At 58.0% G+C, this 24,711-nt stretch carries 15 protein-coding genes; 7 read left to right on the top strand and 8 right to left on the bottom strand.

Going from position 1 to position 24,711, the window contains the following annotated elements:
• Positions 1–355: 355 nt before the first annotated feature.
• Positions 356–2,167 (top strand): hypothetical protein, encoded by a 1,812-nt coding sequence (locus CV770_RS43245; RefSeq protein WP_245453729.1) that lies wholly within the window; start codon positions 356–358, stop codon positions 2,165–2,167.
• 34 nt (positions 2,168–2,201) lie between these two features.
• Positions 2,202–2,267, top strand: a complete 66-nt coding sequence (locus tag CV770_RS43240; protein ID WP_349627974.1) for a hypothetical protein — start codon at positions 2,202–2,204, stop codon at positions 2,265–2,267.
• 770 nt (positions 2,268–3,037) lie between these two features.
• Here CV770_RS43240 and nolL read toward each other — a convergent pair.
• The 3 genes from nolL to CV770_RS11375 form a co-directional block, all read right to left on the bottom strand.
• Positions 3,038–4,144, bottom strand: coding sequence for a nodulation factor fucose acetyltransferase NolL (gene nolL / locus CV770_RS11390; protein ID WP_104462404.1), 1,107 nt, complete (start codon positions 4,142–4,144; stop codon positions 3,038–3,040).
• 666 nt (positions 4,145–4,810) lie between these two features.
• Positions 4,811–6,943 (bottom strand): hypothetical protein, encoded by a 2,133-nt coding sequence (locus CV770_RS11385; RefSeq protein WP_245453728.1) that lies wholly within the window; start codon positions 6,941–6,943, stop codon positions 4,811–4,813.
• 662 nt (positions 6,944–7,605) lie between these two features.
• A complete protein-coding gene (locus CV770_RS11375) occupies positions 7,606–9,327 on the bottom strand; it encodes an NEL-type E3 ubiquitin ligase domain-containing protein (RefSeq protein WP_104462402.1) in 1,722 nt (573 codons plus the stop codon).
• A gap of 688 nt (positions 9,328–10,015) precedes the next feature.
• On the opposite strand from CV770_RS11375, the gene CV770_RS11370 reads away from it, so the two are divergent.
• On the top strand, positions 10,016–11,842 hold the full coding sequence (locus CV770_RS11370) for an NEL-type E3 ubiquitin ligase domain-containing protein (RefSeq protein WP_104462401.1): 1,827 nt from the start codon (positions 10,016–10,018) through the stop codon (positions 11,840–11,842).
• A 137-nt stretch (positions 11,843–11,979) separates the two neighbouring features.
• Here CV770_RS11370 and CV770_RS41545 read toward each other — a convergent pair whose 3' ends face one another.
• Positions 11,980–12,321, bottom strand: coding sequence for a hypothetical protein (locus tag CV770_RS41545; protein ID WP_146101274.1), 342 nt, complete (start codon positions 12,319–12,321; stop codon positions 11,980–11,982).
• Positions 12,322–14,384: 2,063 nt separating this feature from the next.
• Between CV770_RS41545 and CV770_RS11355 the strand changes: the two genes are divergently transcribed.
• Complete coding sequence (locus tag CV770_RS11355; RefSeq protein WP_104462398.1) at positions 14,385–15,008, top strand: J domain-containing protein; 624 nt, start codon at positions 14,385–14,387, stop codon at positions 15,006–15,008.
• Positions 15,009–15,836: 828 nt separating this feature from the next.
• Here the strand turns inward: CV770_RS11355 and CV770_RS11350 are convergent.
• The 4 genes from CV770_RS11350 to CV770_RS11335 form a co-directional block, all read right to left on the bottom strand.
• The gene (locus tag CV770_RS11350; RefSeq protein WP_104462397.1) at positions 15,837–16,838 is read right to left on the bottom strand and encodes a pectinesterase family protein; all 1,002 of its coding nucleotides are present in this window, start codon (positions 16,836–16,838) and stop codon (positions 15,837–15,839) included.
• 257 nt (positions 16,839–17,095) lie between these two features.
• Positions 17,096–18,394 (bottom strand): glycoside hydrolase family 28 protein, encoded by a 1,299-nt coding sequence (locus CV770_RS11345; protein WP_104462396.1) that lies wholly within the window; start codon positions 18,392–18,394, stop codon positions 17,096–17,098.
• A 626-nt stretch (positions 18,395–19,020) separates the two neighbouring features.
• The gene (locus CV770_RS11340) at positions 19,021–19,329 is read right to left on the bottom strand and encodes a hypothetical protein (protein ID WP_104462395.1); all 309 of its coding nucleotides are present in this window, start codon (positions 19,327–19,329) and stop codon (positions 19,021–19,023) included.
• Between the two features lie 1,005 nt (positions 19,330–20,334).
• Entirely contained in the window at positions 20,335–20,634 is a 300-nt protein-coding gene (locus CV770_RS11335; RefSeq protein WP_104462394.1) for a hypothetical protein, read from the bottom strand.
• A 788-nt stretch (positions 20,635–21,422) separates the two neighbouring features.
• Here CV770_RS11335 and CV770_RS11330 point away from each other — a divergent pair.
• The 3 genes from CV770_RS11330 (at position 21,423) to CV770_RS43230 (ending at position 24,435) form a co-directional block, all read left to right on the top strand.
• Positions 21,423–21,980 (top strand): MATE family efflux transporter, encoded by a 558-nt coding sequence (locus CV770_RS11330; protein ID WP_349627973.1) that lies wholly within the window; start codon positions 21,423–21,425, stop codon positions 21,978–21,980.
• A gap of 750 nt (positions 21,981–22,730) precedes the next feature.
• A complete protein-coding gene (locus CV770_RS43235) occupies positions 22,731–23,348 on the top strand; it encodes an outer membrane protein (RefSeq protein ID WP_245453727.1) in 618 nt (205 codons plus the stop codon).
• Positions 23,332–24,435 carry an omptin family outer membrane protease gene (locus CV770_RS43230; protein ID WP_245453726.1) on the top strand — a complete coding sequence of 368 codons (1,104 nt, stop codon included), beginning with the start codon at positions 23,332–23,334 and terminating at the stop codon, positions 24,433–24,435. Before CV770_RS43235 ends, CV770_RS43230 begins: the two co-directional genes overlap by 17 nt.
• Positions 24,436–24,711: the final 276 nt, after the last annotated feature.

The following is a 24,711-nucleotide window of genomic DNA, read 5'->3' as shown; positions in this document are numbered from 1 at the left end:
ACCAGTCCCTGGTTAATCACCTAGATACTTACTTTCCGAAAAACGCCCTCATGAAGACAGGCGTAAACGTGCTTCGTGCGTATCATGATTCCGGTCATTTGGTTTCTCGCGGGCGACCGCGCGCGCTCCCCTCAGCGAAAGACGCATCTAACGATAGCAAGCAATCCCCGGACGAAGCGATGGATGCACGTGCCCGGAGTAATCTTCTGGCAAGCGAGGACGCCACCATCAATCATGAACATGACGAGCTCAATCGAGAGCAGCGAAAAGACAGAGGACGCTGAACGATCTGGAAGAAGTTCTCGTATATCGGAAACCGAGCGCAAGCACCGCTTCGGGAGGAAGTGGCGGAGCAATGCCGGTCGCCTCAACGGGCGTCATAATCCGGGGGCAGTGGGACAGGCGGCCTCTTTATCCCGAGGATGCTGCCGATATCTTCAGGCTTGAGGAAGCGCTTATTGAGGGCGGGACGGCCGCCGTTACGGCGAAGCAGCATGCAGGTTCTCTTATTGGCTATAGCCGTTGGCTCTTCGCAAACAACAAGCCAAGCATTGTTGCTCGGCTAGACGGCAAATCGCTGAGCGATGGCAGTGACGTGCGCGAGTTCAGCGGTTCCTCTAATAGCAACAGACTCGTTATAGCATTAGAGCATCTGCGGACCTTTCGGTCGACGGGCGTAGTCGTGCCCATCGTGCGTCCGGGGCGCACTCGCGCTAAGCTCAATCCTCCCAACGTGCCTCCAATCAATCCCGAAACCGCGTCACTGACGGACCCGATACGCATCGACGGCGCCGCTGCGCAGCACCGCGCGTTGCAGGTAGCTAAGCGGCAAGAGGAGCATCAGGAGGTGCAGGAAAACCTACCCGTCCCGTTGGCGTCGGCTCTCCTCCAAGGACAGGTCGCGGTCGATCCAGAGCAGCTTCCTCAGGAGCAGCTTCGGCGCGGACTGGACCATCTTGATGACGAAGCAATCCCTCTGCCAGTTCCCGTCCGTTCAGAGGAGGAGCTTCAACGACTGGAGAAGAACTTGCACGACGAACTTCAGGGACGATTGGAGGATCATGCAGCTCCTTCGTTCTTCATTGATCCGGAGGAGTTTACTTTCGATCCAGACCAGTTCTCTCCAGCGGAGTTTCGGCGACTGCTGGAGGATGAAGACGCACAGGAGGTTACCGAGGGGCGAGATGATCAACCCGCACCTCGGCTTTCGCCCAAGAGCAAGACGCATCCGATTCGGAGCAGCTACCTCAGGCAGATCTTCGACGAGTACTGGATCATCTCGATGATCAACCCAGCGACTCGCCAGTCTCCGTCCCTCCAGAGGAGCTGCGGCAACTGGAAAAGGACTTGCACGCCGCGCTTCACGGACTACGGGATGATCACTTCGCTCCTCCTGTTTCCATTGATTCAGAAGAATTTACTTTCGATCCAGGGCGGTCCCCTCCAGAGGAGCTTTGGCAACTGCTTGATGATGAGCCCGCAGAGCAGCTACAGGAAGGGCACGATGATCAATTCGCCTCGCCGTCTCTTATCCAGGAGCAAGTGGCATTCGATTCAGAGCAGCTTCTTCAGGGGGAGCTTCGGCGAGTACTCGATCTTGTCGATAATCAACACGTCCCAGTCTCCGTGCCTTCCGAGGAGCTCCAGCAACTGGAAAAGGACTTACATGACGAGCTTCACGGACGACAGGATAATCACCTTGCCGCTCCAGCGTCTATTGATCCAGAAGACTTTGCTTTGGATCTGGAGCGATTCCCTCCAAGTGAGCTTCGGCGCATGCTTGATGATGAATAAGCAGAGGAGCTTTCGGAAAGCCGAGATGATCAACCCGCCCCGTCCGCTTTCGTGCAAGGGCACATCGCGATACGGGGTACCGCCAACTTGTATCGCAAAGGACTCCAGCGAGCTTACCATGATTGATGGCAGCGTTGATCGACTACCCTCGTCTAAGCTGGTGGCCGATCTAGGAAAGACTCGAATGGCCAAACGCGCACGCATTCGTCGCACCAACAAGAAGGACGGAAAGAACCCTCACGAAAGGATCACACACGTCGGCGGACTAAACCCCGACGGAACGCAGCGGAAGCGATCCATCGATGACGGCAATCAAAGACATCGAGAGCGGCGAATGGAAGTTCTATGTCGAAGAATACCGCCGCAGGGTTGATGTGATGTGAGCCACTCACGACGGGCACAAGTACATCAAGACGACGGTGGACGGCATCCAACCCGACAATGTCCTTTCGCTGCTCGTCGAGTGTTGCTGATGATCGCCGGTCCGCACGTTGAGCCCCACTCTGGCAGCGCTCTCAAGGGGGTCTGCCCGATAGGTAGGCCGGACGCCCCTCCCAGATACCAGTCAGCGCCTTGCGAGCGTGAAGGCTGAATGCGCGGGATGCCCCCCGAACGCATCCTCCGGCAACAGCAAAAGGCGATTGCGTCGGCATTTGACGATGGCCCCAGGTGTCATCTGGTCAGCGCGTAATATCCGCCCCAGCCGCCTCAGCTCGGCCGGCGAACGCTTCTCCCGTTTATGATCACCGTCGACTTCGACCAAAGTGGAAGTTAGCGGCAACGTGATTCGACGCTTTTGTCGGCCCTGAAAAGCGCTGTCCCTACCACGCGCCGCTAACTTGGGTGGGCTGCCTTGCCATAACAAAGCTACCACCTCGCCTTTCCCAGGAGTGTCGTCAAGCTCCAGGGACTGCGAATTGTAGCGCCAAGAGCGCTCGTGGGATGCCTACCAGGGTTGGTAGCTTGGCCTTCACTTCATGAAGGAGCGCGATAAAGTGAGGTTTGGCCCAGAAGATCGGCACAAGCACATCAAGATGACACCGTGCTTGCGAGCAGGTCGGCTGACTTCGCCCCAGCCTCATGCTCGTTCAATACGCGACAATCTGTCTTCCGTGAACCTGGCGCGCTTCATTTGTTCGTCCTTCTTCGGGCCGTCCTCTAACTCCTTCCAGGAGCAAATACTCAGTCGCAGGTCAAATCTACGATGGTCTGCGAGAGCCTTCCGACCAGGCTTCGGTTACAGCTACTTATCGGCAGGGCTGGTTCGACAAACGAAGGAGCGGGGTGGCACTCCGAGCATGAGCTGGGACAGATAAGGAATGTCGCGCACGGTCCAGCGAACCGCAAGCGCGACGGCAACAATCATTGCCCCGAGAAATGCAGCCGCGGCCGCCCTCGTTGTGGGGCTCCACAATTCTCCATACTGTATCGAATCCAAAAGACGGAATACCGTACCCTGGATCAAGTACAGCACCAGTGTGCTCGGTCCCAGTTTCGCGGCGATAAAGCGGACCACCCGATTTGAGCGGCCAACATTCCATGATCGAAGTAGGACCTCAATCATCACCGCTGAGGCAGCTGCGGAGCCAAGAAACATCAGAAGCACATTCTTTGCGGACTGCAAATCCTGGACCAAAGCGAGATTGTTGTAGACATAAGTGTCGTTGCGCCAGACCAGAAAGCACATCATCGCCACCATTGAGGCAGACATAATCAAGAACGGCCCCTGAGAGCGCACTATGCTCGTCCACCGCTCTCTCGACTGCGCAAATGCGAATCCCAAGCAGAAAAACGGGTACGTGTACTTTATGAGAGGGAATATGGAAAAGGTCAGAGGTGCGAGGACGACCAGAATGACCGATACCAAGAAGACCCAGGACGAGGAATGATTGAAGATCGAAATAGTTTTGGCGAGAAGAAAGCAGATGAACGCGGCCCAGACGAACCAGTATGTGCCGGCGAAATCATTCAGGAACTGCAAAACGCTATCTGCTGCGCCCGCGGGTCGGGGAAACACGGTCAACTTTAATGTCTCCAGGAGAGAGCACCAAAACAGCATAGGCAACAGGAGCTGCATCGCACGATCGCAGATGGCTTTCGTGAAGGGCTTTCCCGTTAGCGCTCGGCAGGAAAGATAACCGCTTATCGCCATAAAGAGAGGCATATGGAACATGTAGATCCATTTGAAACTTGCCGAATCCCAAAACCCTTCATTTCGGTAGAGGATATATTGGATCAGGTGGCCGACGATCACTAAAATAATGAGCACTCCTTTGGTGAAGTCCAAAGCGAGATCGCGATCGCGCGCTCTCTCAGGCATGACCTTTCCTGTTACATGATGTAGCAACATCTCGCCACGCTTTTCCAATTAGCCGAATACATAGCTCGCGACAAATCGACCTGTCCGATGACGGCGGAGACAATCGCCGCTCGAGTCTGCACTCCAATAGCTGACTGTGCGATAAAGACCCAAAGGAAAGGGGAAACGAGCTATACGATGGTTTATCGATTTCTTTCGACCAACCAATGAGCGGAAGAGCTGTTTGAAAGTCATCGCGAGGAGTCATTCCATAGCGTAATAACTGAACTGCGCATGAAGGCTTAAGCGTATGCACGCTGCGAAGTAACACGCCCGCCGCGGATTTTGGCCCATCGTTACGAAAAGAATTCGTCAGCAAACCTTTGTCTGGTAGCCATGTTCTTGGTGCTTGTTCCGTCGGCTGCACTCCGCGCTGTGCTCCCTCGATGACAAACGCGCTCGATCTGCAGGGCTCGCTGAGCGAAGGTTTTCAAGAAGAATTGGCGAGTTTTTGTGAAAGGATCAGGGATGCAGAAGGCATCTTAGGGCATGCACCAAATTCGTAGGATCCAATGAGCCTGCCTGGTTCTACAATGAGGACGCTGCACGGTTCAGTCCGTGACCTAGCAGCCGATCTCGCCTGCCAAAAGCCGCGTATAGGAACGCCGCACGCGAGCTGCCCCGCCGAGAGACGGGGATTGCTGCCCTGCTGCCTCTTCAGCCACGTTCAGGAAAAATGCGAACGCGCTGGCGTCCCTCGCGTTCCACCAACTCGCCCCTGTAAGGCACTCCGCGGATCTCGAAATAGGTCGGCCGCCCAGGCTGGGGCATGATGCGCTCGCCTTCCAAAACGCGCACGAGGTAAGACGGCAGGAATCGCTCCCTATGCTCCCAGCCGCCCCGGATAAGATAGCCAAGATCGACTGCACTTTCCTCGGTTTGCCTTGCGCTTACGATTGGCGGTGGGCGATGCAGCGACTGGGATGGCCCGGCCTCGTTCGTCCCACCGGCGCGCGGGTGATGAACCAGGCGAACATCCCTGCGACCGCCTGGTCCAAACGTAGCCGAATAGAGCTCACCGTTGATCGCAAACTGACTCGGTCCGAACTGGTTTGGCAGCAGATTGATATTGCCCAGGACATCGATCAACACGTCTGAAGCCGCCTGCGAGCGGTGGCGCCAGCCGGCGCCAACAATTGTGCCGATATCCCGTAGCTCCGGCGCCGCGGTCGGCAGTCCTGCGAACGACGATGCGGCTGCAAGCTCAGGTGCTGGCGCAGAGTGCGCATCGTCACGCAAGTGGTACGGCGTTGACGGGTCCAGATCGACGAAGGAATCGAGGCCGGCATAGATGTTTGACGATTGGGGCCGAACTGACGACGACGATGCGGGCTCTTGCATCTGTTGCCCAAGCCAGGCCCATGCGCCCTGGCTTGGGGTAGCGGGAGTCGCAGGAAGTCCGACTGGCAGATCAGCCTGGGCGGCCCAGTGCGGCGCTGGAACCGGTGACGCAGGACCGTGGATTTGCTCCCCGAGCCAGTCCCAGGCTCCCGCGCTCGGCGTTGCCGGCGTTGCGGGAAGTTCCTGCGGCGAGTGAACCTGCCGAGTACCTTCCGCAGACGGTTGACCAGGGTCCTGAGGAGGCAGCAATCCGAGCGCCCTGTTCGCCTGAAGGATTTGCTGGTAACGGCCGAGCCTGACCAGATCAGCGTTGATCTTGCTGTCCTCCGTTTCGCGCTCGTACTCCTCCACATCCTGGGCGAGGCCAGGGGTGGACAGCCGGCCGGCGATCGGCTGCCTATCATTGGTCTGCAGCCACTCACTCAGCCTGAACATGCGGCGAGTTTGCCTGTCGATCGTCCCTGGGTCGATCCTGTGTGTCGCCTTTTCCGCCGCCGCCCACATGCGGATGAGGGTTGCGTCAGCATCCTGAGGAGCCAGTCGTCGGACATCGGCTACCAGGCTGTTTCCGGCGCCCACCTCACGAAGCTTCTTCAAGGCGGCCTTGATGCGCCTGGCGCGGTCCTTTGCGTAGGTGTCAACGTCCTCATCGAGCTCAGCTTCCAGCTGGTGGCTGCCCACCTCCGGATTGTCCTGCTGCGCGTTTTCCAATTCCCGGCGAATTCGATCCGCGATTGAGGGCCTGCCGGCCGCGCTCAGGCGCGCGCTCAAATGGCGCAAATCGGTTGCCGCATTCTTGATCGTGCCGTCGCTGAGGTTACCCGTCGCCTTGTTTCTGAAATCTTCGATGAGCTCCTCATCAGCGGCAGAGACCCCGCGCGTCCGGCCCGGTTGCCTTGCATAATCAATTCGTAGACTCGTCGGAAAAGAGGGCTCAGATTGCCCCGCCTCGCGCGAGGACTTTTCACTGCCGCTCCCTCCAAGGGCTTTGCCGATTCCAGACTTGAAGCGTGACCATAATCCGCGGCTTTTTCCGCTCTTGGTCGACGCGGCAGGCTCCGCGTCCGGAAAGGTATAGCGTGCGCTGCTGAACAGATCATCGCGCAAACTGGATTGCGGCACTTGCGCCAAAGCGGGAAGCTGAGACCGAGGAATGTCTACGCTCCGGCGCGTCGGGCCTATCGAACTCTCCCTAAATGCGGAGTGTGGCGGCACCCGCATCGACCCACCTAGCTCATCCCTCCGGACTGCTCGTCCGCGTGCGGTAAGAGCCCGATCAGGCGACGTTGATTTGGTTTCATCAGAAGGATCGAGGTTCAAGCCCTCCAGCCGCCTTTCAAATTCACCCTGCTCGGAGGGATTATCCTCTCGCTGCCCATTTCGCCCCTGCAAGGCAGCGTACTCCCGCATCCAGGCTCCTGAATTCAAGAATGGGTCAACCGGATCCATCCTGCTCTCCTCATGTTTGTATTGGCAATGCAGCAATCCGCACGGCCGGCAGCAGATCGTCTAGCGAGACACGATTCTCGATTGTTGTAGCTGCAACCTTTCGAAAAGCTGACGAGATCTGGACATTGCTGCGCGATTGACGGCCTCTCGTCCGGCCGACCGCTTGGCGACAGGACGGGTGCGCTCCCGCTTTTCCGCACCTCTTCGCCGGGCCTATTCCAGTCGACGAGATATCAATGGATCGCCCTGTCGATCGTGAGAGGAATTCAAACGTCACAGCGGGGATCACTCAGCCTCGACAAGGATTATCGCGCAGTCACAGATCAATTAAGTTCCGGCCACTCCGGCGAGCTTTGTCTTGAACGTCAACCAAAGCGAGTTGGTTCGCTGCGGTAGCGCCTATGGAAGAACTCCTTTCACCGCCGCGCCACCTTGGTCTTATCAACAACTTTCAACTGGGAGCTCTCGCCCCGACGAGGCTTTCGAGCGGAGTACACCTCGCCTTGCGTCCCAGCTTTCAAAGCTCGGCAACACCGAGAGGAACTGATCGACGCAGCGCGCCGTCGAAGCGCAAAAGCACCTTGTCAGCAATTGGCGGGACTGCAGCATCGATCTTCTTCCGCCGCAGAGCAATGATGATATACCTGCGGCGGTTTGAGACTTCATAACTCGAGGCCGCCACGCGCGGCCAGCACGCGGTGCATGACCTCGCGTTTAATCTCGCTGGCGAGCTCGTTTCGGACTTGGGCTCCGAGCACCCGCTCCGCATCCGGATTGCCTGGAAGACCGTGCTGGGCCAGACGCTGATCCAAGCGGGTTTGAAACTCCTCGCCCATGGCTGCGACGAGCCGTTCTTGCATCGCTTCATATTCATCAGGAGCGATTCGTCTTAGCACCGTCTCCCAGGGTTGCCAGCGGGTTGCCATGTAGTCGGTAAACTGGTTCGCTTCTTGCTCACGAACCAAGTCCAGAGCGCGCGCCGCATCGTCGGACGTCACGTGAGAAACCGTCAGAAAGCGCATGTCAGGGGCGACGTGGATCAGCTCCAGCGGCTCGCGCAGAAGATGTTGATAGGCCAAGTAGACTTCGACGTCGTCTAGGTTCGGGTGCAGGGTGAGGAGCGAGTTCACTCGGTCGCGCGCGATCCCGTCCAGCGCGTCTAGGCGGAATGCAACGCGGCCGCGCTGGATCAGTTGGTCGAGCCTATCATCATACCCCCCCTCCTCCACGTCAGCATTGAGGCGCGCGGTCCGCATACCATTCCAATGCAGGGTAACACGATCCTCGCAACTGGCGTTGGCTTCGGAAGCCTGTGTGAAAAACTGTTCGCGCAATCTCGGATTGGCCGCCGCCTGCCGGAGATCATCAGCCACGGCCTGCCGAAACTCGGCACTTCCATAATTGACGGTCCCGCGTAGCCGTTTTAGGAACCGGGCGTAGTCTTGGGCGCCAGGCTCATCCGCAAAGTGCAGCCATTCGGCCAGCGCCGCCGGATCGTCCCCCAGCCAGTGCGCGGCAGCCTCGTACAGAGGCAGCTGCCCAAGACGTGGTGCCGCAAGGCGAACGCGGACCTCGTCCGGGAATGGATTATCGCCGAATTCGACGTTCTCCAGCGGATAGCTCAAACTTCCAGGTAGCAGATGTTCAGGCAGGCTGGTGAGCCGGTTACCACTGAGATTGATTGATTGAAGCCAGTTCGGAAGGGTTTCGGGGAGGTTGGCCAATTGATTGCGGCTGACATCGAGTTCAACAAGACCCCATGGGAGGGACTCGGGAAGCTCGGTCAGCTGATTGTCACTAACCGACAGCGAGGTGAGGCTGCTTGGAAGAGCCTCGGGCAGGCTACTCAGTCGGTTGTTGTTTGCGTTCAGGATCCCCAGCTCCGCTGGGAGGCTGTCTGGGAGACTGGTCAACCTGTTATCGCTTACCTCGAGGCGATAGAGGCTCGCCGGAAGAGCGTCTGGCAAACTGGTCAATTGGTTATGGCTTATAAGAAGCTCGCGGAGACCAGGTGGAAGGCTTGCAGGCAGGCTACTTAGCTCATTGTGCATGGCGCCGAGGTTCAGTAGCCTCGGCGCAAGGGCGTCGGGCAAAACGATTAAAGACAGGGATGACAAATCGACCGAGTTCGAGCGCATGTTATCCGCAGCCCTGATTCGTGAGCGCCCCTGTCGCCTGTTCTCGGCTTCGCCCTGCCCCTCCTCGGCAACCCAGTCGTCCAGGATTCGCGCGCGCGCGGAGGCCGGGGTCCGATATCCTGTCAAGCTTTCGACCAAATTCGCCAGGGCACGGTTGAAGCCGCCGATGTAGCTTTCACGCTCCCCTTCTTCAAAAGCGTCCGGGCTGGAACCTGCGCTCCGCTGTGTCTGTCCTGTGTCCACCATTTCTCTCCATCATCAGAAACTCAAGGAATACGTCTGCCGCCCCGCAATGCTGCGAAGCAGGAGTTTGCGCGCTGGCGCAATAATCATTCGAGCGTGCGACGCGTCGACCCACTCCTGGTCGAAGCGGTACAGCTTCACGCGGTTTGAGGCGGCGAATGGATCGATGCGGCTGCAACGTTTCCTACCGTTCCGTTGATCGGACAGATCTAGAGGACCGCCAACGTGAAATCGTTCTGCCCCTATTACGGCCACCTGTCGATTAGCTGACGGGTCTCGCTGCAAAACACAAAAGTTGGACGATTTGTTACCCAAGGAAACGACCAGCGTTGCACCGATTGCCTTACCCACATGAAAGGACCGCTCCGGAGTTGAGCGTTCGAGCGACTGCGATCTTCCTTTTGACGCACTCAACCGAAAGAGGCTCCCTTGGGTGCCATTGAGATAATCCACCGTTGCCGCGCTGGGGCGCGATGTTAAGCCGCCGCTGCGTCGGTTAGATGCCGAAACGTATAGATGGGAGATGACTGCCCGCGACCGCGATCGATTTGTTGTACCGAAGTCATGTCGGTTTCGAAGCCATCGATACCCTTGCCGCGATAGGTCTGTCAGCTTGTCGAAAGATAGATGCCCTAAGTTCTGGACCGCGTTGTCACGGGCCGGGTTGGCACGGTGTGGTAAGGAAAGTGGAATGGATCCTTTTGAGGCAGGACAGATTCGGCGCCGCGAAAGCATTTCTTCTGCATCTTCCGGACAAGACGCGGGGGAAGACGGGGGAGCGGCACAGTGGGATGAAGTCGTCACGGGCTTCGCATCGAACTCTGGGCATTCACCTCATGCGGCGGCTGAAGAAGACGAGGCGCTCGAAAATTGGCTTGCTGAACAGGACGTGGGTCCCCTCGAGGACCGCGAAGAAGCGGCAAGGCGGTTGAATGCGCTGGGTGAAGACGCCATACTGGATCTCGAGTCGCTGTCCCTTACCAGTCTGCCCAGACTTCCAAGCCAAATCGTTGTGCTCGATGTGCCCTTCAACCGGCTTACGAATTTGCCTGACGAACTTCCTGCTTCGCTCCAGCGTCTCAATGTCAGTGGCAATCAGCTGAGCAGCCTGCCCGCGCTGCCAAGCGGGCTCAGAGCCCTCGACGTAAACTCCAACCGGTTGGAGAGTCTCCCTACCGTGCTGCCTGCCGGGCTCCAGTTTCTCTGCGCCAACGACAATCGGTTGCCGAACCTGCCCGAAGGCCTCCCTTCTTCACTGCGATTTCTCCACGCCAGCCACAATCATCTAACAAATCTGCCAGAGCTCCTTCCTGCTACGCTCCGGTTTCTCGATGTCAGCGAAAACCAGCTGACGGAGCTGCCTGAGGCTCTCCCCGCTTCGCTCGAGTTTCTCGACGCAAGCCTAAACCAGTTGACTAGTTTGCCGGAGGACCTACTGACGGGGTTGGACGCCGGTGCCACCATAGTTCTGACTGAAAATCCGCTATCCGAGCACGTGCTGACGGACCTGAATACAGTCCTAAGCGCGGAGGGTTATGCCGGTCCGACCGTCCACCTTTCGCGCGACGACGAAAGTGAAGCGTCCGGGACAGACGATGAGCAGGCGGAAGCCCTCGCTAAAACGGTTGCAGAATGGCTCAAGAGCGATCCAAGGGAGAGCGATCGGGAGGTGCTCGCCGCTTGGCAGAACTTTGCAGAAGAGCCGGGCGCCCGGGAGTACGGGCTCTTCCTCGGCAAGCTGTTCAATTCCGTCAACTCTAGCAATGAAGGATTCCGGCAATCGGTGGCCAATGATCTGCGGCAGGCGGCAAAAGTCCCGCAATTGCGTGCGCAGTACTTTCAACTGGCGTGGGATGCCAACCAAAGCTGCGAGGATCGTAGAACTTTAACGTGGAACGGCATGCAGACCGCGCGCCTCATCGCAGAAGTCGAGAACGGCTTCTATGACGACAAAGCACGGCTTGCCGATCTCGTCGATTTGGGGCGTGTCATGTTCCGCATGGACGCGCTCGAGGCCATTGCGCGCGAGAAGGCTCACTCTCTCGGCTCGGCTGACGATGCCGAAGACATCGAGGATATTGAGATCTTCCTTGCCTATCAGAACAAGCTGCGCGAGCGGCTGGGCCTGCAACACGTCGCGCCGGAGATGCGCTTTTTTGAGGTCTCCGGCGTCACCGACGCCGACGTTGACCGCGCAGAGACATCCGTGAGGAACAGGGAGGCGGTTGAATTTGCCGACTACTTAGCAATGGACTGGCAGCCTTGGGACGATGTGGTGCGTCGCATCGCACCTGAAGACCACGCCAAGGCGCAGGACCAGCTCATTGATGCAATGGGGCGGGAGTTCGACAGAAGACTGGAGCAACAGCTCGCCGAGCAAGGGTTGACCGGGGCTGAAGCTGACCTGGTTGAAGATGCCAAGCGAACGTTGGGCCCCGCAATTCGCAAAGAGATTGCCCGTGAGATCAAGGGGGCTCTTAGAGACAAGGTGCTCAATGAGCACGGCCTCACCCTGTGAAGCGGCCTTTGCCGTAGAATCTGTTATTCTGTTGCAGTTCCTCTGTTGGAGAAGCTAGCGTTGCTCCTGTTTATTATGCTGCCACTAGATGCTGGTCAGGTAGACGCTTGGAGCAGACTGGCTGCTAACTCTCTACGTCAGCTCCAAAGGCTGGAAGATTTCCGTTTGGCGAGAGCAAGCTCTCGCTCGATTAGATCGAGATCGGTTTCCAGCCTGGCCCTAGCTGAAGCATCGGCAATCTTGTGTATGGCCGCTCGTATCTGACGATGGTTCTGCTCCAGCGCTGCGATCGCACGCTCGATCGTGAGCTTGGCGTTGGCGCGGGCGGCTTTGAGCCGCTGATTTGCACCTCGACCGAAATCACATGGCATTGCGAACGGCGCTAGTGGCGCGTCGCGCTTAGCAATCGCCATCGTTGGTATTGGCTCACTGCCCCGCATGGGCGCACCAGGTCGACAAAACTTCACGACATTGAGCATTTCGAACCTCGACCAAAGTGTCTCAAAAATACGAGCGCGCAGTCACGCGAATGGTTCTGCGGATAACTCGACATACATGCGCAGCGGCTGCGTGTTCGCTCCGGTTGTAAGTCGGCCAAAGTTAACAAATTTATTTAAATGCAGTCGTCCGCTTTGCGCGCATCAACGACTGACTGCATACCTCGTTTTAGATTTGCGGAGTGCACTGGCAGCACGAACGTTGAATAACCGCGCGCACAGCCTAAGCTGAGCAGAGAATCTTCATGGCGAGCGGCAAAACGCAGTCAAAACGCATTATAGTACTCCGAGCATGTACCACGTGGGTTCGAGCGGTTAATCCAGCCCCGACAACCCACAAAAAATTATTGCGTTGCCGACAGGCAGTCGGCGAAAGCAGTGAATTGACCGACACATTCAGTTTGGAAGTTAGCAACCAGTTTCGAAGCAGCCCGACGGCCGGGCTGCCCCCTCATGGTCGGACCGCGACGCATACCACGCGGCATGCAAGCCTATGTCTCTCGATATGACTTCTACGGCGGGGAAGCTAGTTCGGCATCCGATGATGAGACGGTGCAGGCAGACGTGCAGGCAATAGGGCACTTGTACATAACGGGCAGAAAGGTAGTCCCGGGGATCGCTGCGCGCCGGTCTTCCGGATGCAAAGCAGTTGTTTGACGGGTTGCCAGCCGGAATCGCCTCTCAGGCCGATAGCTGCGCCATGCCCTAAGGGGGGTCCTGCTCTGGTCCGCCGATTACCGCAGATACCGATTTGCAATAGGAATTACGGGCGGCGGCGCGACATTCAAACGCGACACCTTCGGTCAAGGCGACCTTCTGGTCTCGATTGGGCAGGGCTATCTGCGGCAACGATGATTTGCGCGGGCAAAGCCGCGGAGGGAGAGTTTGAATCGATCATGGGCTTCGACTTAGTAACGAACTCGCACCGATTGCTATTTCACGTGTTGACCGAGGCTCGCTCTATAGATTCGCCGAACTGTTTCGTACAGAAGCGTGAGGTCCGGGCTCTGCAACTTTTCGGGCAGATACAGTGCCGCTGCCGGCAGCCAAGCGCCGCCACTGCGGGCCGTCAGGGCCGCATGCGCATAGGGCTGCAACTCCGACAGCAGGCGGGTTGTACTCGTGCACGATGTCTGAAATGCTCTCCTCCCATCCTCAAGGACGGATATTCGCTGAGTGATCGACACGATCATTTCGTCTCGCTAGTTTTGGGTCATGCATTCCAGTACCCGACGACGGCATAATCGAGATCCAATTTCTGATTCACGGTGCATTTCCCGTCGTCGCCAAACCGCCAAAGGCGTGAGAACTCGAAAGCGATTGTCCAAAGGCGACATCGCCGCGCTGTGTGACGCTTCGGCACACGATGCTCTGAGGCAGTAAACTGGTGTTGCATGGGGATCCGGCTGCACCGACCGGCCCGGCAAACGAATTGCCTCGACATAACCATTTAGAGCTGCATCCGGGACGTGGACCAGCGCCTTGCCAAGCACCTCCTACTATCCCGGCTGCCGTGGCAGCGCCAGCATCCACCCGCTCCAACAGCGAATCGTTCGAGACTTTGCTGAGTAGGCTGGTGAGCTGGGGCTTCGTCAGCGGCGGGCAGCTGTGACTTACGTTGATCCGTGAACGACTGGCTCCGAATGCCTTTGAAATCAAGTCAATGCGCTTTCTGTTTCGCTGCGCAAGACGATAGACTTTCCAAGCTTCTATACAAGATTCAGAAGACGCCGCTTGCCTTCGCCGTTGCGCAGATTACCGCCGAGCAGTGCGTTCGCTTGGCCTTTGAGAGTACTCACCCGGTCCCGTTCAAGACCTCCATGTGCAGAACCCGACAGCAAATTGCCACCGAATCAATCTGAAAACGCAAAGAGATGATGGTCTGAACAAGTTCGCCAGTCCTGGCATGTCGATTGCTAGGAAGTGCCTGCTACATCATGCCACTAACTAGACGCAGAGGCCGAGTCAGACCGAACTTGCCGTCAACCAAGTCACTAGCATAGAAGCGGCGCTGTTAACTGCCGCTCCGCCAACGGAGCCAGATCATGCTGATCGACAGATCCGAAATCTTCGATTCCATTCGCATCAACAAGCAGGAAGCGCAAGAGCGCCAGACCGCGGCGCTATGCGAATGGCCTGGTTGCCAGAACAAGGCTACCCATCCCGCGCCCAAGGGCCGCGAAAATGCCCGCGACTATTGGCACTTCTGCATCGACCATGTTCGCGAATACAATCAATCCTACAATTTCTTCTCGGGGATGGACGCGGAAGCGGTCGCGCGTTACCAGAAGGACGCGCTGACCGGCCATCGTCCGACCTGGAGGATAGGCGAGAGCATCAGCGCCCGCAATATGAACGGCAGCACTGCCAATTTCGAGGACGACTGGCATGCCCTCTGCATGCTCGTCGATCTGAACGGACGCGCCGGCGCCCGTCATCGCGCGGAGGCCAAGCCTGAGGCGCGCAAGATTTTCAATGCCGAGGGCAAAGCGTTGCAGGTGATGGGCCTGAATTCCAATGCGACGCTCGGCGATATCAAGGCGAAGTACAAGGCGCTGGTCAAGCAGCACCATCCCGATGCCAATGGCGGCGACCGCTCCACGGAGGATCGCCTGGTCGAGATCATCAAGGCCTACCAGTACCTGAAGACCGTGGTGCGCGAGAGCTAGCCCGAACATCTCAGTGGGCCTCAACGGCGCATCGGAAGTGGAGGACGGAACCATCCAGAGCTTTGCTCTGGTTACGCTGGCAGTTTGACTTCCCTGGCTAACGCTTTCGGCCGAGCATGGCGAACAATCGACATGATAAGCGGTTCGTTTCGTTCCGCGCAGCGATCAGGAAGAAGGGCTGGAAAAAGGATGCGGCAAGACCGTGCGCAAGTGGCGGCTGCATCGGCCGAGCGGTGAGTTCGTGGAAATGCCAAGCAGTTCTGTCCATTCCTGACGGCTGAGTCGCTACTACTTGCGGTTCCATCTTCGAAGCTTCAACAGGAGTTGCGCACGATCGATCCCTCCGTTGTTCGAGGGGCAACACGAAAAGTACAAACCTTTCCGGGGACACGCGTTGGCTGTCTGGAAAGGGTTACGGCGCTGCAGCGACCCGTCCGGACCTATTCGCTCGGTGGTCTCCGATCAACGATCGATCACGAGAGCCCGATGAATCGCGGGGTTCGCGGCCGGTTCTGACATAGGCAGGGGGAGCAGCGCCCGCGCCACTCACCTATCTCAAGGGCTCTGCCGATCGCCGCGAGGCAAGGTGGGCATCGTGAACTTGATCGCCTTCAACGTGCATCGAGTTCATCAAGCACAAGGCTATCGCACGCTGCTGGAGGGCGTTTCCCGTGTTCGTGAGTAACCGTCTGGTAAGGCTTTCGATTTCCTCACAAATTGTCCTCCGACGACGGCGCCCAGCCGATGTCAGTGAGGTGTGGGACAGCACGCCGCGTCTATCCGCTCTCCTCCGTCATTTATCCAAGAAGCACCGTCGTTTCCTCACCGTCAGTGTCGCTTTGTGTTCCCTCGATGTCGTTCCGTTGGCAGCCAATCTGTGGCACCTCCGAAGAACACTCTTAGCGACCATCTCGAGGCTTCGCTATCGGTCAGTTGATGGGAATGAGGTTCGCGGCCTGAGGGGTTAGCCCCGGCCCCGAAGGATCTATATTCGGCATAATAGCTCGTGCTCAAGGAGTTGGTCTTGCCGGGAGCCCATTCTCGCCAGCCTTCCGCAACGACCTGCGCATCCATCTTTGTCGATAGGAAGACCACTGTGGCGTAGGGCCGCCAGGGGCGACCAAGCGCGATATCGCGCGCGGCAGGGTCGGCGCTTAGGCTGCAATGATCAAAAACATAGCCGCTGTCCTCATCAGGAGCTGCCTTGCTCTGTGCGGTAAAGACGACCGCTTGATTAGAGATGCCGTGCAACTCACATTGCCGGAACCAGGCCTTGGCGTTGCCAAATACGAAATCGACATGCCCTTCGATGTAGCAGTTCGAGAAGTATTGGCGTGACATTCTGCCGTTTGGACCCTTGCCGGCAAACAGCGTGTCCTGGGCGCCGAGCAGACGGACGCGCGTAACGATGTCCTTGTCTCCGGTAAGGGACAGTGCAACCGCTTGCGAGGGTGGATTGGCCGGATTGAGGGCGTAGTCGTTCTGTATGGTCAGATTCTCGAGCCGGAAGTCATCGCCAGTGGCACTCAGCGTCGCCGAGTGGGCGCTTCCTCCTACATTGATCGCGCCGTCGCCGTACACAATGACGGTATCCTCCGGATTGCTACCAGTCCCTGAGAGATGAATACCGGATTTTGAGATTTTAACCTTCTCGCGATAGACGCCCGGCGCGATCCGGACATTTCCGCCTTCCGCCGGCAACGCGTCGATGGCTTGCTGCACGGAGTGATAGTCTGCATTTCCGGCATGCGACACCCATAGTGGCTGAGCGTGCGCTGCCGAGATGCATAAACATCCGCCCAGAAGCGCAGACGGCACGAAACTTCGCATGTGATCTCACTCTTCGTTGAGTCCGCGGCACGTTCGACGCAGTCGATATAAGGTGCCGCCGCGGGATAGCCGCCGCGCATGGTCAAACACATTTTTCGCGTCGAAATCAGAACCTGCACGTCATCTTCACATTCCCGGCTCTGCAAACCGTCGGGCAATTGCAACCAACTCGGGGCGTGAGGCTGACCTTCTTCAACACCGGTCATCTTGCCCCAGATGCGGAACTCAGCACCCGAGTTCGGCGCCGAATGGAGTGCTTACCGATTGCCGTCGCGGAATGCCCTGGAACATACCTCCGATCCGCGCAGCAGCGGTTCTGCAGCTCGTCCGGGCAGCGGCGGTGATACGTCAGAACGTTTTGCGGTGACGTTCGCATGTTCAACTTGCCAAGTCGCGGAATTGGCAAATCGGACATCTTCGAGTGTCACGTCAAGTGCATGCCCCTCGTCTACGCCGCGCATCAGCAGTACACCGGTGTCGCCATACACATGACGGAGAACGATTTGCCGATAGACCGGTATCCTTGCGCCTTGTGCGCGCGGATCATACTTTGTATCGAAAGCCACGGGCCACCTGTTGCCCCTCAGGCACACGTACTCATAGGTCACGCTCTCGACCAGACCGCCTCGACTAACATCGCTCTTGATGCGCAGGCCAGACGTCGTACCATCCAGCGTCAGATTACGCACCAATATGTCTTTGGCCCCGGAATTCACCTCACTGCCGATCGACATGCCATGCCCCCAGCCGAAATAGTTATCAATGATCGAGATATGGCTGCTTGAGCCACTATCGCCGGCCTTGATTGCGACGTTGTCGTCACCCGTACGGATCAAGCTGTGGGTGATGGTCACATCCTGACTCGCGCCAACATCGATGCCGTCGGTGTTGCGGGCATCCGCCGGTGAATCGATCGTGAGACCCCAAAACGTGGCACCTTCGACCCGGCTCATCGCGACATGAAAATTGGGAGCGTTGCGCAAGGTGACACCAGAGAACGTGATGTCCTGCGCATGATCGATCTGGATCAAGCGCGGGGCGTTCTGGTTGCCGCCCTGGGCTTGGGCGCGGCGGGCTAGCTGCCACCAGCTTTCCGCGCCGCCGCCAATAATTGCGCCGCCCTGACCATCGATGATGCCCTCTCCGTAGATGCCGCCGCCACGTGTTTTAGAAAAGATGATGAATGGCCGGCAACCGTCGCCCTTTTCCGCGATGCGACCACATTGTCTGAGGCCCTTGTCGTAAGCAGCAGGTTCGGGAACGGCGATCAGCGTCGCACCGCGTCCGACCCATAAGGTCACGCCCGATTTCATCTCGAGTGGACCTGAGTGAAACTCGCCGCGCCCAAGATAAACTGCAGCCCCAGCGGGGCAATGTTCAATGGCGTCCTGTAGGCTAACTGTATCGTTCTTGCCGGAAGGCACAGGGCGATCGCAGACCGTATGAGGTGCAACAGGTTCGGCGATAGTCCGGCGGTCTTGCGCCTTTGCGGCGGGGCAGACAACCATGGAGGTGAGTATGGACAATAGGGCCCAGTTGCGAAACCGCTTTATCATCGACCTGCTCGTGCTTTGTCACACGCATCCTTGCCGCGTGCTTGTCTGGTATTGAGCGCGCTGGCTCGATCGAGCCGTCGCGCGCGTCACTGGCCCGCGCAAGATGACATTTATAAGACGCAGCAGAGACCTCGACCGTGCGATCGCACCGTAGCACCTTGCCTATGCGAAAACGACGAAGCGTTGTGCGATAGTCCGAAATCCAAACAGCTTCCCAGCGTTCTCACAGTTTTTAGGCGCCCAACAGGTCCAGATTTGCGGCATCTCAACTGCGCGTCAATCCGTACGCTCCGTCGCATCGGCGTTCGATCAAAGACCCGCACTACAAGAACTGACAGCAGCTCCCAGGGTCACCCGACACCGAAGCTGCCGTTCAGCCTGGAAGGCGCGCCGCAAGATTTGTAGCGACACGTCGTTGGACGAAAGCGGGAGCCGGATCGGCTTTCACGCGGCAAGATCGAGGTCGAGCGCCTGCAGGGTTGAGAACATGGACTGTTCACCTAGCCGGTTCGCCGAAAGGCAGCGCGATACGCTCGATACAAGTTAAATGTGGCGCAGGTTTTCCTGGGAATTTAAGCGGTCGCGATAGCGAGTTCAGGGGCGCCTGCGACACTGGCTCGTGTTCACTAATAGTCGCTGGGCAACCGGCGTGGCGGTTGATCGGCCGCTGAGGATGCCGGCTCATCTTCAAGCAATCGCCGAAGCTCTCCTGGTGGCATCTGCTCCTCGTTAAATATAAGCGCATCTGGATCAGCCGAAACAGGAAAATTGCCGACCGGCTGATCCGGGCCGGACGGCACGAGCTCATCATTCAGCAGTCCACGAAGCTCGCCTGATGAGAATGGCAGGTACTCGAAGTGGAGTGCCGCGGTATCGGCCATGAGCGGCAAGTGGCCGGCGAACTGCTCCACTCCGCCCGGTGGATCATCGAGCATTCGACCAAGCTCCCCTGGAGAAAGCGGCAGAGATTCGGAACTGAAAACATTTGGACCTATCGAGCTTGAGTGCTGATCGAATAGCTGATCTGGCAGCGGTGCTGTGGATTCATCATCCAGCAGTCGCCAAAGCTCCCCAGGCGAAAGGGGTGCTCGAGCGATAACAGAGGCTTGTGCATCTAGCGAGCCTGCGACCTCTTGCGCGAGTTGATCCGGCTCAGTCGGTGTAGGTTCATTATCCAATAACAGGCGTCTTCCGCCTGGTTCGGTTGATCGTCTGGAACAGCGTGCTGTACCGATGCCGGAGGTGCTGCATTGGATATGCCGAAAATGTGCGAGTCCATGCCAGCCTCCCGTCGAGGATCGGGTTCTTCCGTATTCGGAGAAGCTTTCGAGAAGCTGACGAGGCTACGGCCGGCACCGGATCGCATTCGCCTGGGAACCCTCTTCCTGGGTCCGCACGAACTTAGGTGACTGCCGTTACCCGCCCTCTTTCGCATCGCATTGTGATCGCTTGCGGACAAAGCCATCCAGTTCTCCTCATCATCCATGCGATGAGAATGAGGCATGGTCGGCTTCCGCGGTCAGGACCGCCGGTGACTCGCATGCCTTGCCCCACGGCCATAGCAGACCATCGTGCTTTGAACGCGCCCCTCGCGCCCCCTCCAGACGGGTCTACCGGTAATTTGAGCGCCTTGACGACGGACAAAACGAGCGAACTGGCTGGCTCAAGGTGGAGAGCTCTTTGACATTCGGGGGACATCTACGTGAGCAGCCCCCGAAACAGGAGACTCTAGCCAAAGACGCGGCGATACGTCCCGTATGTGGTGCTACTCTGCGCGCATCCCCTGGCCAACGCACCGCGATCAACCAACAGCCAAGCCTATAGGCAGGGCCGCACCCAGTTGTCCAGTTCGCCCGCCGGGCTCGCAACACCATGGGTCTCAAGATCTTCGCCAGGTCCGTGACAAAACCTGTCGCCGTTAACGTGCGCGGCGGCAGCTTTCAGCGGTCCCATGATCGAGGCGAAAACGCCACGGCAGCATCCTGGTCAACAGGATCATCGACGCTTCGCGATTTGGGCGGTCCTGGGTTACGTATTGAATTGTTTGCCGCAGAGTTGCGCTGGCGTTCATCGCTCAGCGATGAGACCGCTCGACGCTCAAGCCTCCGCTCCAGATCCGCCAATCCTGCCTTACATTCGGCGACAACCGACTGGGCGCGAAGCAGCTTGACCTTGAGCTCGTCCTGTTGCCTGAGTATTTTCTCACGATCCCAATCGTCGTGCATCAGCTCATTGACCATCTGCAGAGCACCGACTGAAGGCCGCCGCTTAGCTTCACGAACCCAGGCTCAGCATCTCGCAGATTCCCGCAGTTGAGCCACCGGCCAAAAGTGACGCAAACAATCGTCCTGAGGTATAGCGCCTTTACCCTGGGGTGGACCATCTTGTTGAGGACCACCATTCGTTGCGAGCCCCTTACACGACAATCGGGTTCTGCCCGGCAAACCGGAGCGCGTTCCGAAGATGGCAGAGTTCGCGGCGCAGGCGCACGTTTTGGAAAGCGCATTAGGAGACCTCTGCCATCGATCAAGCGGGCAAGTTCATCTGAATACCTCGACCGGATGCTGAACGAGCATCATAGTCACAAGTGGTTTCCTCACATCTTCAGGCAACCGGCATGCCAATGCCGATTGAGCGTTTTATGAAGAAACGATGTCGGTTTTCCCGCAATACGTAGTTGCAGGCGGTGCTGTTGTCGCGCTTGAAACAAACGACGTCTTGAACGAGACAGTCAAAGCCGCAGCCCGCGACGGCCATAGCAGCGCTCACTAGGGCAGCGGTCAATATAGAGAGAAGATTTTTCGGACGTCGGCCAGAATGCTCCCACCATTTTGGAACGGTGCGTTGTTGTGTGAGAACATGCTATCGCTGGCCATGGCGCCGATGATGCGAACGCGATCGCAGCGATTAGATCGTGTCAGCGAGCCCCAAGAATAGCTGAAGCGCGCAATCCGGGGCAGCGTGTTCATGAGGAAGGCAGCAGAAAAACCGCCCGCATCGCGGCCTCGTCGGTTGGTGAAATGGGTAGCTGGCCGTCAACCTCACCGACGAACTCGCCGCAACTGCAATACGCGCCACCCCGATCGCGCCCACGCAGGTCGTACAGATCGCGATGATGGCGACGGATTTGGCCTGGATCGACCATATCGGTATTGAGGCAGTGGCGGCAGCCGCGATTGCCGGCATGATCTCGTCGGTCGGCTTGTCCTTCGCAGCCGGTGTGATCTCGGCGGTGGGTCCGCTCGCGGCCCAAGCATGTGGTGACGGAGCTCTGGTACGGCGCTCGGAGCGCATTGGGCTATGGGTTGCAATCCTTCTGTGGGTGCCGATCATGGTTTTGCCGCTGCAGGGCGAGCAAATTGTGCTTGCGCTCTGCCATGAACCGGCCATCGCGGCTGGCTCAACAACATCTGTTCGGGCTGGCCTGGGGCATCTTGCCGGCATTGTGGTCCTGGCGATCCGCAGTTTCATGGCGGCAATGGCAGCGCGCACTGCCTCAGCGCCATTTCGGGACGAGTGCAGGTCCGCTGTTCACGCGAGCGTCCTGTTCATGGCGATCTCCTCACGTTCGGCGAATGAGAGGTAGCGTCCTGATAGAGGTTTTGACGATTGCGATAAATGTGTCGGGCTCATACCGCCCGCTCGTGCAGTTGGCAGACAATATTGTGCAACCTTCGGTCCTGACTTCTCGCGCAATGAGCCGGATCTACGCTCACTGACCATGCTGATTTATGTTTTCGCCATCTGCATTCGTACTGCGCAGCAGACGACATGCCGCTCGCGCCGCCAGTTGCACGGCGACGGTCCTTGCTCGTTGAGCCGGATCTTTCTTCACGACCGTTACTCTTTATCGGATGGGAACAGGCGAGCCGTCCTCACTAAACCGGCCCACAGCCGTCGGACCGAACGAATATGAGCTCGCCTGCGGATCACTTCTTAAGCCTGCGGGTAAAGCCTTCTCTTTCATGATCGAGTGTCCCCCGGAAACCTCGTCCAATAAGCTCAGTGCGGCGCTTTCGCCTCCCTCCGCTGCTTCTCAACGGACGGCAATTTTAACCAGGTCTGCTGCGACCGTGCCTCTCATCCGGACAGGTCGACTGTCAGCCTTGAGACCAATGTCGGGAAGTTGACGCGAGACACTCTTGGTAATTCTGCGAAATGCACGAATTCGATCGGCACACGGTTTGCTCCATTCGGGAAATCATCACCGATCGTAGTGCGGTGATCTTCGGGACGACCTGGCGAGCGTTACCGCGTGTTTGGCTGTCCGATGATTTGTCGTGCGGCAATACTTGAGGAGGCAGGTCGTGAACCGGGAAGTGCAGGACAAACTTTGATGCGATCGAGAACTATTTTTTGCGGTGCGGCAACAATTGCGCTCGTCGCAAGCAGCGCAGCCAAGCCGGCGGACCTTGAGCCACAACTTAAACTGCCACAGGCGGTGTGGAACTGGTCTGGAGGCTATATTGGCGGGCACGCCGGCGGTGGGTACGGCCGCACCTCCTTCAGCAATCCACACGGTCCATCAATCTATGGCGGCATCGTCGATACCCCGGCTTTCCTTGCAGGTGGCCAGATCGGTTACAACTGGCAGAACAACAGCTGGGTGTTTGGCATCGAGCTGGATGCGAGCGGTGCGGTCTCCGAGGGCACAAATACATGCCTCGCCCCTTCGGGCTTGGTTGTGAGTGCAAATTGCAAGGCAGGTCCGAGCCTCTTTGCCACCGGGACCGGTCGCGTCGGTTACGCCTTTGGCGCGCTCGGACACACGCTGGCCTATCTCAAGGCAGGCCTAGCCTGGCAAAACAATCGGGGCGATGTCGTCAACAACTTTGAAGGCCGCGGCTTGCCACAGGAGAAAAACCCATTTCGACTATGGTCGGGTCGGTGGCATCATCGGGCTGGGCGTCGAGCAAGCCCTAACGCCTGCATGGTCGGTGAACCTGGAATATGACTATCTGCATTTTAATGGGCCGAGTGTCGCGACGGCCTCGACAGTGCAGTTGCCTCCGTTTGCGATTCTGCCGGCGGACACAACCAGCCTGACCAGCAACTATCACATCGGAAAGATTGGCCTGAACTACCACTTTGGTGTGGACCCAGAGGCCGCACAATGGTCCGGCGCGCCGCGCTATGCGAAATCAGCCCGCAGCGTACCGCCCATTTTCTACGCGCCCGGCTGGTCCTTCGAAGGCGGCTCGCGGCTCTGGCTGAGCCGGGGACGATTCCAGTGGGATCACAGCGCATTTCCGTATGGCCGGCCTGAAGACCCCAGCATACTGGTATCGAGGCTCACTTATCATGGACTGGACGGACTTTCCGTGGAGTTATTCGGCCGTGTCGACAGCCCGTGGGGAGTGTTCCTGAAGAGCAATCTGGGTATCGGGGGCTTCAACAAAGGGAAGATGAACGATGAAGATTGGCTGCCACACAAGGGACGGTCGTACCAGAACACCCTTTCACGTCAGTCGAACGGAAGGTTCACATATTACACGGCCGACGTCGGTTACGATTTCCTGCGCGACACGAATTACACGATCGGGGGATTTCTAGGCTGGACGTACTACGGCCAGAGCTCGGACACGATCGGTTGTGTCGAGTTCGCTAATCCGCTTAATCGATGTCTTAAGCCGGGTGACAACAGGATCGTTGGCAGCGAGGATACGCAATGGAATGCGCCTCGAATCGGCTTGAGCGCCGAAACCATGCTGAGCGAGCGTTGGCGTCTGAACGCTGATGTCGCTTACCTGTCGTGGACCTATTTCATCGGGCGGGATAATCACCTCCTGCGCGACGAGACCACCTTCATTGAACAACGTGGCAGTGGTGGTCGGGGAGTCCAGATTGAGGGCGTGTTGTCCTACTTCCTCACCCAGAACATCAGCGTCGGGGTCGGAGGCCGCTATTGGGCCATGTGGACCAAAAAACGGGGCGACTCTCTGTGCAGCAGCAGCGGCTGCATTGGTGATCCGTCCGTATTTGGGAAGTACAGCATGGAGCGCTGGGGTACGTTCTTCCAGGCCTCTTATAAGTTCGATTGAAAGGTCTACAAAAGCCAAGCTCCAGATTCGTCTCGACACATCCGACGCCGGCTCGCGAGTAAAGACATCGGCGCCAGAACTGTGCGTCGATGCCATTGGGTATGGCGGGACCATACCCATCAGCGAGCGTAAGAGTGGAAACCCGATCTTGATCAACAGCATGGGCGCGCGAGCGCAACAGCGCCTGCGCTCGCCCCAAAGACCATCGCGTGCTGCGATACCGCACAGGCGCAGCACAGTGACAGCTGAACAAATCTGATTACGACCTTATCTAGC

This window comes from Bradyrhizobium sp. AC87j1, from assembly GCF_002936975.1.
Taxonomy (GTDB): domain Bacteria; phylum Pseudomonadota; class Alphaproteobacteria; order Rhizobiales; family Xanthobacteraceae; genus Bradyrhizobium; species Bradyrhizobium shewense.
The sequence above is the reverse complement of the archived record's forward strand: the minus strand, read 5'-3'. Positions and strand labels throughout refer to the sequence as shown.